This window comes from Mycobacterium sp. E3251 (assembly GCF_001666835.1).
Lineage (GTDB): Bacteria > Actinomycetota > Actinomycetes > Mycobacteriales > Mycobacteriaceae > Mycobacterium.
On sequence record NZ_LZJF01000051.1, the window covers coordinates 1 to 12,596 of the forward strand.

Genomic DNA, 12,596 nt, shown 5'->3' on the forward strand with positions numbered 1-12,596 from the left:
GCTCCGGGGTGTCGGCGCGGTTCGCGATCGCCGCGGCCGAAACCGTGGCGGCGGCCGCCCGGCACCGCGGCGCGGTGCTTGGCGAGACCGATCCGGTGGCCCGCGTGGTCGACCTCGGCACCGTGATCGACGTCCTGCGCGGCAAGCTGGAATTCGAGTCCGGTGAGGAAGGCCGCGAACAGGCCGTGCTCGAACACCTGCTGCGCCGCGCGACGGCCGACACCGCGCCGCGGTGCCGGGCGGCCGCCGCCACGGTTTCGGCCGCGGCGATCGCGAACCGCGCCGACACCCCGGAGCGTTGGTCGACGGAGTTGGACTCCCGCAGGTACCGGGCGAACCGGGCGATCACCTGCATCAGGTAGTCGGGCACCTGCGCGGACAGGTGCGCCTCCTGCACGATGACGCCAACCTCCGCCTCGAGCTCCAGCGGGTAGTGGGTGCGGATCTCCGCACCGAACCGGTCTTTGAGCGGGGTGATGATGCGGCCGCGGTTGGTGTAGTCCTCGGGGTTGGCGCTGGCGACCACCAACACGTCCAACGGCAGGCGCAGCGTGTAGCCGCGGACCTGAATGTCGCGCTCCTCCATCACGTTGAGCATCGACACCTGGATGCGCTCGGCGAGGTCGGGAAGCTCGTTGACCGCGACGATCCCGCGGTGTGCGCGGGGGATCAGGCCGTAGGCAATGGTTTCCGGGTCCCCGAGGCTGCGACCCTCGGCAACCTTGATCGGGTCGATGTCGCCGACCAGGTCCGCGACGCTGGTGTCGGGCGTCGCCAGCTTCTCGGTGTAGCGCTCGCTGCGGTGCTTCCATTCGATCGGCAGGTCGTCGCCCAGAGTGGCGGCCTTGCGGATCGACTCCGGCGTGATCGGCGAGTAGGGATGCTCGCCCAGTTCCGCGCCGGCGATCACCGGCGTCCACTCGTCGAGCAGCCCGGTCAGCGCGCGCAGCAGCCGGGTCTTGCCCTGGCCACGTTCGCCGAGGAGCACGAAGTCATGCCCGGCGATGAGCGCCCGCTCCAGTTGGGGCAGGACGGTGTCCTCGAAACCCAGGATCCCCGGCCAGACAGCTTCACCTTCCGCGCCGTCGGCGAGCCGCGTCAGCAGGTTTTCCCGAATTTCCTGTTTGACTCCCCGTTCACGATGGCCGGCGGCACGCAGCTCGCCGACGGTCCGGGGCAGATTGCTGGGTGATGGCACCACTCCACGCTACGCGTTGCCCACTGGCCCCACGCGCTGAGCGTTCAGTGAGCGAAGTGGCGGGCCCCGGTGAGGTACAAGGTGACGCCGGCGCTGGCCGCCGCCGCGGTCACCTCGTCGTCACGCACCGACCCGCCCGGGTGCACGATCGCTTTCACCCCGGCGGCGGTCAGCGTCTCGAGTCCGTCGGGGAACGGAAAGAACGCGTCCGAGGCCGCGACCGCGCCGCGAACCCGATCGCCGCCTCGTTCGACGGCCAGCCGGGCCGCGTCCACCCGGTTCACCTGCCCCATCCCGACGCCGATGGTCGCGCCGCCGCCGGCGATCACGATGGCGTTCGACTTGACCGCCCGGCACGCCCGCCACGCGAAGACCAGATCGGTCAGCGTGGCCGGATCGGCCGGTGATCCCGTCGCCAGAGTCCAGTTCGCCGGGTTGTCACCGTGCGCGTCGAGCTCGTCACGTTGCTGCACCAGCAGCCCACCGCTGATCGGCCGCAGCTCGATGCCGCCGGTCAGCGGCTCGGAGGCCACCAGCACCCGGATGTTCTTCTTGCGCGTCAAGGCTTCCAAAGCCTCCGGCGCGTAGGCCGGCGCGATGATGACCTCGGTGAAGATGGTGCTCACATACTCGGCCATCTCGACGCTGACTTCGGTGTTGGCCGCGATGACGCCGCCGAAGGCGCTCAGCGGATCGCATTCGTGGGCCTTGCGGTGCGCGTCGGCCACCGATTCCGACGAGATGGCGATCCCACAGGGGTTGGCGTGCTTGATGATTGCGACGCAGGTCTGTTCGTGGTCGAAGGCGGCCCGCCAGGCCGCGTCCGCGTCGGTGAAGTTGTTGTACGACATCTCTTTTCCGTGCAGCTGCTCGGCTTGCGCCAACCCCGGCCAGGCGGCGGGGTCGCTGTAGAGCGCCGCCTGCTGGTGCGGGTTCTCGCCATAACGCAGCATCGTCGAGCGGCTCCAGCTGCGCCCCAGCCACTTGGGGAACGCCGTCGGCGGGTGCTCGGGCGCCAACGTCGACTCCATCCAGCCCGCGACGGCGATGTCGTATTCGGCGGTGTGCTGAAACGCCAGCGCCGCCAGCTTTTTGCGCTCGGCGAGGGTAAAGCCGCCGTGGCGCACCGCGGCGAGCACGCCGTCATAGCCGCGCGGGTCGGTGATCACCGCCACGCTGGGATGGTTTTTCGCTGCCGCGCGGACCATCGACGGCCCGCCGATGTCGATCTGCTCGACGCATTCGTCGATGCTGGCGCCGGAGTCGACGGTCTCGCTGAACGGGTAGAGGTTGACGACGACGAGTTCGAAGGCGGCGACGCCGAGTTCCTCGAGCGCGGCGGCGTGCTCGGGTTTGCGGAGATCGGCCAGAAGGCCGGCATGCACCCGCGGATGCAACGTCTTGACCCGCCCGTCGAGCACCTCGGGAAAGCCGGTCAGCTCCTCGACCCGCGTGACCGGGATCCCTTTTTCGGCAATCGTCTTCGCCGTCGACCCGGTCGAGACGATCTCGACGCCCGCGTCGGCCAGCCCGCGGGCGAGTTCGACGAGGCCGGTCTTGTCGTAGACGCTGATCAACGCGCGCCGGATCGGCCTTTTCGCCGTCTCCGGCCATTCGTCGGTGGTCATCGCTTGGTCGCCTTTCGTCCGATCGTCGCTGTTCTTCCGACCAGGGTCAGGCCACCGGTCGCGATCTCGGCCACCACGTCCACCAGGAGCTTCCGTTCGGTGACCTTGATGCGTTCATGCAGGGACTCTTCGCTGTCGCCGTCGAGCACCGGCACGGATTGCTGCGCCAGGATCGGCCCGGTGTCCGTTCCGGCATCCACCAGGTGCACCGTACAACCTGTGACCTTGACGCCGTAGGCCAACGCGTCGGCCACGCCGTGCGCGCCCGGAAACGCCGGCAACAAAGCGGGGTGGGTATTGATGATCCGGCCGTAGAAGCGCGAGAGGAACTGGGGGCCAAGTATTTTCATGAAGCCCGCCGACACCACCAGATCGGGCGAGTGGGCGGCGGTGGCTTCGGTGACGGCCGCATCCCAGGCGGCGCGGTCGGGGTGATCGCCCAGCCGGGCGGTGAACGTCGGCAGCGATGCCCTCGCGGCGATCTCGGTGGCTAGACACTCGCGATCGGCACCGACCGCGACCACGCGGGCGGGGTAGTCGCCGACGGCGGCGTCGAGCAGCGAACTCAGCAGCGACCCGGTGCCCGATGCCAGTACCACCACTCGCGCCGGCGCACTTGGGGGCACATGGAGCGGTTCGGCCACAAGCAGAGAGCCTAGTGGGAGCTACTCGCCGGGCTCGCGGTCGGTCGAGGTCGGCTGCGCGTCGTCGGGGGGCGGGGTGGGGTCGTCGCCCACCGCCTCGGCGTCGTCGCCGACCAGCGCGTCGGGCGCGGCGAACTCGTCGGGATCGGCGGAATCCGGCGGCGGTTCGTCGTCCGCCTCGTCGAAGGCCCCGGCAAAGTCCGCCGGTTCTTCGGCCGCGGCGGGCGCGGGCTTGGGTCGCCGGGGCCGGGCCCGGACGCCGCCGCTCATCACCAGGGTGATTCCGCCGACGACCGAGAACCAGAAGAACACCCCGATGAGCAAGGCGCCCTGGTCGACGCCCACATCACCGAAGTTTCCCAGTCGGCCGCTGCCGCCGTATGCGAGCAGGGACATCGCCAACGCCCCCGCGACGGAGGCGACCAGAAGCTTGGCCGTCGCGGGAATCAGCGGGAGCGCACGGCGAGCGCACTGCTGCCCGACCGCCACCCCCGAGGACGCGCCGATGATGAGCAGGGCAACCCACACCGGGCCGAGCGGCGGGTGGGGGGCCGCGGCCAGGATCGGCAGGGCCGGAATGTCGCCGCCGAAGACGGTGAACGAACTGAACGTCGCGAAGCCGAGGTGGGCGCTGGACCCGACCGCCATCGCCGAGGTGCCGACGATGACGTTGGGCGCGTACAACATCGACAGCACCGTGAGGCTGAACTGCCCGAATATCGAATCGGTGATCCCGTAGAGGTCTTGCATCGTCGCCCAATGCACCACCAGCGACGCCGCCGTGACCAAGCCCGAAAGCCCGAGCAACGCCAGCACACCGGCCGACGCGGCGCGCAGGGCATCGGCCAGCCAAAACGGCAGCGACGACGCCGCCAACGCCCTTCGCCCCACCCGGGACCCCACACCGATCGCGGCGCCGACGGTGTGCACGACGAGGACGCTGGTGAACGCGCGCAGGGCGCTGGGCGTCTGCAGCTCGGTGATCACCGACGAGGCGTCGTGGATGACGGCCAGGGCGATCGCCGCGATCAGCAAGGGACCGCCCAGCGCCGACGCGACCACCCAGCGGACGACCAACCAGGAGGAATACGGAGAGGTCGCCCGCGCCGTGCTGCGCGCGGTCGCCCAGATCATGAGCAGCACCGGCAGCAGCGGCATCACGCCCAGTTCGCGGCCGCCGATCGAGATCGGCACCTGGTGCACGCCCAGCCACATGCTGGCGATCGCGCCCAGCGCGCCGGTCATGTCGCTGTTGGCGATCAACAACTGCAGCAGCGTGACCGCGGCGATGATGACCAAGGCCACCACCGCCGGGCCGAACGCGACGCGGACGAGGTCGCGCGCCTGGCGAGCGCCCGCTGGCCGGTTGTCCGCGCCTTCCGACACCCTTTTCACTCTTCGGCGTACGTCCCGACTAGGCGCGAGGGCGCACGGTTAGGAGGGTGCTGGACCAGACGGCGACGAGGGCGGCTGCTGCTCCTGGCCGTAGGGCGGCTGGCCCCCGCCCTGGTTGGAGTAGTTGGGCGCCGAGCCCTCGGAGCCCGAGCCGGCCGCGGGCGGCGGGCTGAAGCTGGGGAAACCGGTGGGCGGCGTGGACGGTCCTTGCTGCGCGGCCGCCTGGGGCCCGGATTGCGGCTGGGCACCGAAACCGCCGGTGGGAACCGCGCTTTGGGTCGGGGCCTGGCTGGCGGGGTAGCCGCCGTACTGCGACCCGTATCCGGGGTGCTGCGGCTGCTGCTGGCCGGGCTGGCCGTAGTAGGGCTGCTGGCCGTACTGCCCGTACTGGCCGTAATGGCCGTACTGGGCGTAGGGGTCGTACTTGGGCCGCGGCGCCGGCGCCGTGATGACGCCCGCCTCCAGCAGGACGACCACGACGGCGGCGATCGCCTGGAGCACGCTGCACGCGACCAGGGGCCACATCGCCCAGCCGATCGCGACGCCGGCCGGGAGGTTGATCGTCTCGGTGATGGCCAGCAGCGCACCGAGGACCGCGATGACCGCGACGACTCCGGTGTAGCTCTTGCCCTTGGGCAGCAGGCTCAGCCCCGCGAGCAGCGCGGCCAGCACCGCGACGATCACCGCCGTACCCGCGTCGCCGGCGCGTCCGCCGACGCCCGGGCCGAGGTCGGAGCCGATGGTGAACGTCGGCCCGAAGTTCAGCAGATACACCGCCAGGCCGAGCACGACCACCGCGATGTTCAGGTAGAGCGGGAGCTTGGTCGCGCCGTCGTCGTCCTTGGTGAACGACGGCGTGCCACCTGAGTAGGAGCCCCCGGGTGATGCGGGCTGATATCCGGGGCTACCGGGCGAGTAGGTCATGGCTCCTCCTGTTGCTTCCAGTGCCTTGAAGTGCCTCTGCGGGCGCCACAGTTGCGTCGCGACGCTGTGCTTGCGGGCGCGCCGTTCCATAAACGCCGTGCCCGGCGGTTGCGTTGCGACGCGATCGATCAACCACGCTAGCGCACTTCGGAACGCCGGTGCCGTGGCCACCGGCTTGGACGCCGATCCGTGCCGCCACGGCGGCGGCTTGCTCAGCGCAGGTAGAACACGTTCTAATTCTCTCCATGGATTACGGGCTTGTGCTTTTTACCAGCGACCGTGGCATCTCTCCGGCGTCGGCCGCGAAGCTTGCCGACGAACACGGCTTCACGACCTTCTACGTGCCAGAACACACTCACATCCCGATCAAGCGCGAGGCGGCGCACCCGACGACGGGCGACGCGTCGCTGCCCGACGACCGCTACATGCGGACGTTAGACCCATGGGTAAGCCTGGGCGCGGCGTGCGCCGTCACGTCACGGGTGCGGCTGTCCACCGCGGTGGCGCTGCCCGTCGAACACGACCCGATCACGCTGGCGAAAAGCATTGCCACCCTCGACCATCTGTCCGCCGGACGCGTCAGCCTCGGCGTCGGGTTCGGGTGGAACACCGACGAGCTCGCCGATCACGGCGTGCCGCCCGGGCGGCGCCGCACCATGCTGCGCGAATACATCGAAGCCATGCGGGAGCTGTGGACCAAGGAGGAAGCGGCCTACGACGGCGAGTTCGTCAAGTTCGGGCCCAGCTGGGCGTGGCCCAAACCCGTGCAGCCGCACATTCCCGTGCTGGTCGGGGCGGCCGGTAACGAGAAGAACTTCAAGTGGATCGCCCGCAGCGCCGACGGCTGGATCACCACCCCGCGCGACTTCGACATCGACGAGCCGGTCAAGTTGCTGCAGGACACCTGGGCGGCCGCCGGCCGCGACGGCGCCCCGCAGATCGTCGCGCTGGACTTCAAGCCGATTCCCGAGAAGCTCGCCAAGTGGGCCGAACTCGGGGTGACCGAGGTGCTGTTCGGCCTCCCGGATCGATCCGAGGACGAGATCGCCGCCTACGTCGAGCGGCTGGCCGGCAAGCTGGCCGCCCTCGTTTAGCTTCGCGATCCGCGAGACATAAACCACGGCGGCCACCTGCGGCGTGTCGCGTGCGTGGTTTATGTGTCGCGGAAGAACCGGGCCGTCACGCCGGCGTGCAGCGGTTGCCGTAGTCGAAGGAGCGCACCCGCACCGAGTGCCCGAGCGGGTCGCCGTCGATCAGCAGCGCGATCAAGTCGTCGTCCTCGGTGGTGGACAGGAACCGGCTGCCGTCGTCGAGCCGGCCGACGATGATCCCGGTCGGACGGCCGTCGTCGCGCCGCACCGTGTAGGTCTCGACGGTGCCGACGCCGTCGGCGTGCTCGGTCACCGGCACTGTCGGCCAGCCGGCGACCTGAGCCTGCGCCTGGGCGCTGCGATCGGGCTTCCACTCCGCCGGAGCGGTGGAGTACACACCGACCGAGTACTTGCTCAGGATGCCGCCGTTGGCGCCCACGAGACCGAATTCACCTGGCGCGCTTCGCATTTGCGCGACGGTCTCGGCGACCGCATGCATCGAGTAATTGTTGCCGGCGCCGCCGAAGAACGGCAGCCCGCCGGTCAGGGTCAGGCCGCGCGGATCGTCGGGCGCGACGCCCATGCCGTCGCAGATGTTGAATACCGGCACCGGAAAGCAGCTGTACAGATCGAAGGTGGCCACATCGTCGATGCCGATGCCGGCCATGGCCAGCGCCTCGCGCACGGTCAGGACGTGCGACGGCGCATGCCCAAGATCGGGGCGCTCGAGCAGCGCCTGTTCCTCCAGATCGGCGTGGCCGTGCAGATAGACCCACTTCTCCTCGGGCACTCCGAGGCGGCGCGCCGCCTCGACCGACATCAGTAGCGCGGCAGCGCCCTGGTTCACCTGGTCGCGGGCGACCATCAGCCGTGGGTAGGGCTCCGCGATCATCCGGTTGCGCTCGGTCACGGTGATCAGCTCATCGACCGTGCGCTCCACCGGTGCGGCGGCGAACGGATTGCTGGCCGCGATCTTCGTGAACGGCGCGAACAGCTCGCCCATCCGCCGCCGGTATTCGACCGATCCGAGCCCCGTCCCGGCGCGCCGGGCGTTCTCCAGCAACGCGTACTGGATCGGCGCGCTGGTCAGCCCGTGGCTGACGGTGTAGCGCGAGACCAGCTTCTCGATGCCCTGCCCGCGGTCCTCCAGATCACCGTCGACCGTCTCGGTGAAGTCCGGCTTGGCTTCCGCTTTCGCGAAGTAGCGCAACGTCGAGGTGGCGTCCGACCCGAACACCATCACGACCTGCGAGCGGCCCGCCGCGATCTCCCCCGCCAGCTCGCTGATCAGGTGCTGCGGCCCCTGTCCCCCAACGATTTCGAGGATCGCGCGGGCGGGCGAAGCGCCGATGCGGTTGGCCACGGACCGGGGGTAGTTGTTGGACCGCCCGAGCGGGGCGTTGATAAAGCCCGAAATCTCGAACTGCCGGACGCCGGCCACGGTGTCGATGGCCGCGGCGACATCCTCGCCACCGCAGTCGTCGACGGCGGCCCGGGCCGCCGCGGCGGCCAGCTCGACCGGCGACATCGCGCGATAGTTCGGGTCGTCGACGCGTTCGGCGGCCTGCCCCACACCGACGACGACGGGGGTGTTCGGGTCGAGATTCATAGACCAACTATCTACCGCAGGTCCGTCCCCGACCTAATCGGGGGGCCTCGCAGCTTGCGCCGCGATCGCGGACTACAGGCTCTGCAGGATCTCCCTGGCCAGCGCCGCGGTCTCCGACGGCGTCTTGCCCACCTTGACGCCGGCCGCCTCCAAGGCCTCCTTCTTCGCGGCCGCGGTGCCCGACGAGCCGGACACGATGGCGCCCGCGTGGCCCATCGTCTTGCCTTCGGGCGCAGTGAACCCCGCGACGTAGCCGACGACCGGCTTGGAGACGTTGGCCTTGATGTAGTCGGCCGCGCGCTCCTCCGCGTCGCCACCGATCTCACCGATCATCACGATGACCTTGGTGTCGGGGTCCTTCTCGAAGGCCTCGATGGCGTCGATGTGGGTGGTGCCGATGACCGGGTCCCCGCCGATGCCGATCGAGGTGGAGAACCCGAAATCGCGCAGCTCGTACATCATTTGGTAGGTCAGCGTGCCGGACTTGGACACCAGCCCGACGGGCCCGGGGCCGCTGATGTTCGCGGGGGTGATGCCGGCCAGCGCCTCGCCCGGGGTGATGATCCCCGGACAGTTCGGCCCGATGATGCGCGTCTTGTGACCCTTGTCCAGGTTGTAGGCCCACGCGTATGCGGTGTCCTGCACCGGAATTCCCTCGGTGATGACGACCAGCAGCGGGATCTCGGCGTCGATGGCCTCGATGATCGCGTCCTTGGCGAATTTCGGCGGCACGAAGACGACGGACACGTTGGCGCCGGTCTCCTTGATCGCTTCCGCGACCGTGCCGAACACCGGGAGCTCGACGTCCTTGCCGACGGGGTCGACGTGCGAGACGGTGGTGCCCGCCTTGCGGGCGTTCACCCCGCCCACCACCTGGGTGCCGGCCTTGAGCATGAGTGCGGTGTGCTTGGTGCCCTCGCCGCCGGTGATGCCCTGGACGATGACTTTGGAGTCCTTATTCAGGAAGATCGACATTGCTTGGCTCCCTTACTTGTTCGCCAGCTCGGCGGCTTTGTCGGCGCCGGCGTCCATGGTCTCGGCCTGGATCACCAGCGGGTGGTTGGCTTGGGCCAAGATGCGGCGGCCCTCGTCGACGTTGTTGCCGTCGAGCCGCACGACGAGCGGCTTGTTCGCCTCGTCACCGAGCATGTTCAGGGCCGTCACGATTCCGTTGGCGACTGCGTCGCACGAGGTGATGCCCCCGAACACGTTCACGAAGACGCTCTTGACCTGCTTGTCGTTCAGGATGACGTCCAGCCCCGCGGCCATCACCTCGGCCGACGCGCCACCGCCGATGTCCAGGAAGTTGGCCGGCTTGACGCCGTTGTGCTTCTCGCCCGCGTACGCGACGACGTCGAGCGTGGACATCACCAGCCCGGCGCCGTTACCGATGATGCCGACCTCGCCGTCCAGCTTCACGTAGTTGAGGTCGTGCTCCTTGGCCTTCAGCTCCAGCGGGTCGGTGGAGGCGCGGTCTTCGAATTCCGCGTGCTCGGGGTGGCGGAAGTCGGCATTCGCGTCGAGCGTGATCTTGCCGTCCAGCGCCAGAATTTGGTCTTTCGGGTCGCGCACCAGCGGGTTGACCTCGACCAGCGTGGCGTCCTCGGCGACGAAGAGCTCCCACAGCTTGTTGATGGTCACCGCGGCCGCGTCGAGCACCTCGGCCGGCAAGTGGCCCTGCTCGGCGATGGAACGCGCGGTGTCCAGGTCGACCCCGTCGACGGCGTCCACCGGAACCTTGGCCAGCCGCTCGGGCTTGGTGGCGGCGACCTCCTCGATTTCCATGCCGCCCTCGACCGAGCACATGGCCAGGTAGGTCCGGTTGGCCCGATCTAGCAGGAAGGAGATGTAGTACTCCTCGGCGATGTCGCTGGCCTCGGCGACCAGCAGCTTCTTGACGACGTGACCCTTGATGTCGAGGCCGAGGATGTTCTTGGCGTGTTCGTAGGCGTCCTCGGGCGTCGCCGCGTATTTGACGCCACCGGCCTTGCCGCGGCCACCGACCTTCACCTGCGCCTTGACCATCACCGGGCGGCCGATTTCGGTGGCGATCTCCCGAGCGCCCTCGGCGGTGTCGGTCACCCGCCCCGGCGTAGTCGGTACGTTGTGCTTGGCGAACAATTCTTTTGCTTGATACTCGAAAAGGTCCATGGACTCTCTGTCTTCGCTCGACTCAACTACTAGGCCTCTTGATGGGCGGTGCCGCGTTCGGCAACTCGCACGGACGAACTGTATCGACCCTCCTACCGGCCTTAACCGGCGCGTCCGGCGATGTGGCACAGCTCACGGGATCCCGGCGTACCCGGTTCGTGACCCAAATCACAATTTCACTTGGATTGCGCGACGAGGTTGCCAGCTCCGCACGTCAGCGGATACCGTCCTAGGGTCCAGATAACGGTATGGTCACGATACGAGGACATTTCAGCTTGCCCCAGCATCGTTTGGCTCCTTCTACTGCTGAAACAGCAGGTGTGGTGCGGGTTGGTCGCGCGGCCGGCGGCCGAGGGATTGAGCCCCACCGCAACGAAGTCACCGAGATCCTCCCGCTCGACGGCTTCGACTTCGACGATCTGGATTGGCGCGACGACGCCAAAGACCTCGGCGACCTTGACTACAGCAACGACTCGACCTTCGACAACGAAGCCCAGGTCTTGCTGGCCCCCGAACTCGACGACCTGAACGACGCCGACGACCCGGCCCCGCTGTGGCTGGACGCCCCGGTCACCGAGGTGCTACCGCGGGTGGTCGTCAGGTCCGCGGCCGAGCTCCGCGTCGGTCGCGCGCACGACGTCGTCGGTGTCGCACGACGCGGCGGGCAGCATCGCAAGGAACCGACCAGCGCCGCCCGGGGCCGCCTGCTGATCTCGGCGATGGCCGCCGGCGCGGCCGCCGCGGCGGCCCACACCGCCACCAGCCATGCCGACACCCCCAAGACCGAGGCCGTGCTGACCGCGAACGCGTCGGCGCTCACCGGCGGATCGGGTGGCGCCAACACCGTTCGCGGCCCCCAGGTGGTCGCGCTCGAGCCGGCGGCGACCGCGGCCCTGCACAACCAGGAGTTCGCCAAGGGCGTCGCCTACGCCAACGATCGCGCCCAGCGCGAGGCGCGACTGCAGCAGCCGCTCTACGTGATGCCGACGAAGGGCATCTTCACCTCGAACTTCGGTTACCGCTGGGGGGTGCTGCATGCCGGCATCGACCTGGCCAACTCGATCGGCACACCGATCTACGCGGTGTCCGACGGTGTCGTCATCGACTCCGGGCCGGCCGCCGGCTATGGGGCGTTGGTCAAGCTCCGCCACGCCGACGGCACGGTCACGCTCTACGGCCACGTCAACACGACGCTGGTCAGCGTCGGCCAGCGCGTGATGGCCGGCGACCAGATCGCCACCATGGGCAACCGCGGTAATTCCACCGGCCCGCACCTCCATTTCGAGGTGCTCCAGGGCGGCACCGAACGGATCGACCCCGTTCCGTGGCTGGCTAAGCGGGGTCTTATGGTCGGTAACTACGCTGGTTGAGGTGACCGCGCCGAATCAACCACCTCCCGGTCCGCAGCCGCACGAGTCCACGTCGCCGTCGGACTCCAAGACGCGGATCATCCGCCGCGCACCCACTGGACCGGTCCCCATCGCGCCGGAATCCCCGACCAGCCTCATCCCTCCGCAGCCACCGCCCTACCCGGGCGCCGCTCGCGCGGGACGCCCGGCCACGTTGGGTGAGTCGAGCGGTCGGACGGCCGTCGCGGCCTGCGCTGTCAGCATCATCAGTGGGTGGGCCACGTCGGTGGTGGCGACCGACCTGATCGCAGGCTGGTGGCGGACCGACCGCTTGTTTTGCATCGCCGTCGCGTTTCTGACCCTGGTGTTCGCCATAACCACCGTTTCCGGCGTGGTCATGTTGCTGCAGCGCCGGCCTTTTGGGCGCTACCTCATCGTGGTCGGGGCCGTGGTCGCGGTGCTGACCTACCTTGGTGTGTTCATCGCCGGTGCGCGCGTCGCGTGGATAGTGCACCTGCTGCCGCTGCTGCCGATCGCCAGCGTGGTGCTGGCGATGCACCCGCGGACCAAACGCTGGCTGGACGCCTGACTCGCGCCGAAGCGGGTG

At 69.0% G+C, this 12,596-nt stretch carries 11 protein-coding genes; 3 read left to right on the forward strand and 8 right to left on the reverse strand.

Going from position 1 to position 12,596, the window contains the following annotated elements; all coding sequences use genetic code 11:
• The 5 genes from A5697_RS06385 to A5697_RS06405 all read right to left on the reverse strand — a co-directional run.
• On the reverse strand, positions 1-1,201 hold a 1,201-nt coding region (locus tag A5697_RS06385; RefSeq protein ID WP_231971987.1), incomplete at its 3' end, for a sigma 54-interacting transcriptional regulator.
• A 41-nt stretch (positions 1,202-1,242) separates the two neighbouring features.
• Positions 1,243-2,826, reverse strand: coding sequence for a bifunctional phosphoribosylaminoimidazolecarboxamide formyltransferase/IMP cyclohydrolase (gene purH, locus A5697_RS06390; protein WP_067945423.1), 1,584 nt, complete (start codon positions 2,824-2,826; stop codon positions 1,243-1,245).
• Positions 2,823-3,470 (reverse strand): phosphoribosylglycinamide formyltransferase, encoded by a 648-nt coding sequence (gene purN / locus A5697_RS06395; RefSeq protein ID WP_068008923.1) that lies wholly within the window; start codon positions 3,468-3,470, stop codon positions 2,823-2,825. Before purN ends, purH begins: the two co-directional genes overlap by 4 nt.
• A 21-nt stretch (positions 3,471-3,491) precedes the next feature.
• Entirely contained in the window at positions 3,492-4,865 is a 1,374-nt protein-coding gene (locus tag A5697_RS06400; protein ID WP_082953263.1) for a DUF6350 family protein, read from the reverse strand.
• 39 nt (positions 4,866-4,904) lie between these two features.
• Positions 4,905-5,789 (reverse strand): DUF5336 domain-containing protein, encoded by an 885-nt coding sequence (locus A5697_RS06405; protein WP_068009023.1) that lies wholly within the window; start codon positions 5,787-5,789, stop codon positions 4,905-4,907.
• 245 nt (positions 5,790-6,034) lie between these two features.
• Here A5697_RS06405 and A5697_RS06410 point away from each other — a divergent pair, with 245 nt between their 5' ends.
• A complete protein-coding gene (locus A5697_RS06410; protein ID WP_067945429.1) occupies positions 6,035-6,883 on the forward strand; it encodes an LLM class F420-dependent oxidoreductase in 849 nt (282 codons plus the stop codon).
• A gap of 85 nt (positions 6,884-6,968) precedes the next feature.
• On the opposite strand, the gene A5697_RS06415 is transcribed toward A5697_RS06410, so the two are convergent.
• The 3 genes from A5697_RS06415 to sucC all read right to left on the reverse strand — a co-directional run bounded on the left by A5697_RS06415 (position 6,969) and on the right by sucC (position 10,640).
• Complete coding sequence (locus tag A5697_RS06415) at positions 6,969-8,489, reverse strand: acetyl-CoA acetyltransferase (protein WP_068008929.1); 1,521 nt, start codon at positions 8,487-8,489, stop codon at positions 6,969-6,971.
• Positions 8,490-8,561: 72 nt separating this feature from the next.
• Complete coding sequence (gene sucD / locus A5697_RS06420) at positions 8,562-9,464, reverse strand: succinate--CoA ligase subunit alpha (protein WP_067200182.1); 903 nt, start codon at positions 9,462-9,464, stop codon at positions 8,562-8,564.
• Between the two features lie 12 nt (positions 9,465-9,476).
• A complete protein-coding gene (gene sucC / locus A5697_RS06425) occupies positions 9,477-10,640 on the reverse strand; it encodes an ADP-forming succinate--CoA ligase subunit beta (protein ID WP_068008932.1) in 1,164 nt (387 codons plus the stop codon).
• A 323-nt stretch (positions 10,641-10,963) separates the two neighbouring features.
• Between sucC and A5697_RS06430 the strand changes: the two genes are divergently transcribed.
• Together A5697_RS06430 and A5697_RS06435 are read left to right on the forward strand one after the other, a co-directional pair.
• Entirely contained in the window at positions 10,964-12,010 is a 1,047-nt protein-coding gene (locus A5697_RS06430; RefSeq protein WP_067945493.1) for a M23 family metallopeptidase, read from the forward strand.
• A gap of 1 nt (position 12,011) precedes the next feature.
• On the forward strand, positions 12,012-12,578 hold the full coding sequence (locus tag A5697_RS06435) for a hypothetical protein (protein ID WP_068008934.1): 567 nt from the start codon (positions 12,012-12,014) through the stop codon (positions 12,576-12,578).
• Positions 12,579-12,596: the final 18 nt, after the last annotated feature.

Bases quoted from the DNA above. Each gene is read 5' to 3' on its own strand.
- purH (WP_067945423.1), bottom strand. From the start codon at position 2,826: ATGACCACCGACGAATGGCCGGAGACGGCGAAAAGGCCGATCCGGCGC.
- A5697_RS06405 (WP_068009023.1), bottom strand. From the start codon at position 5,789: ATGACCTACTCGCCCGGTAGCCCCGGATATCAGCCCGCATCACCCGGG.
- A5697_RS06410 (WP_067945429.1), top strand. From the start codon at position 6,035: ATGGATTACGGGCTTGTGCTTTTTACCAGCGACCGTGGCATCTCTCCG.
- A5697_RS06415 (WP_068008929.1), bottom strand. From the start codon at position 8,489: ATGAATCTCGACCCGAACACCCCCGTCGTCGTCGGTGTGGGGCAGGCC.
- sucD (WP_067200182.1), bottom strand. From the start codon at position 9,464: ATGTCGATCTTCCTGAATAAGGACTCCAAAGTCATCGTCCAGGGCATC.
- sucC (WP_068008932.1), bottom strand. From the start codon at position 10,640: ATGGACCTTTTCGAGTATCAAGCAAAAGAATTGTTCGCCAAGCACAAC.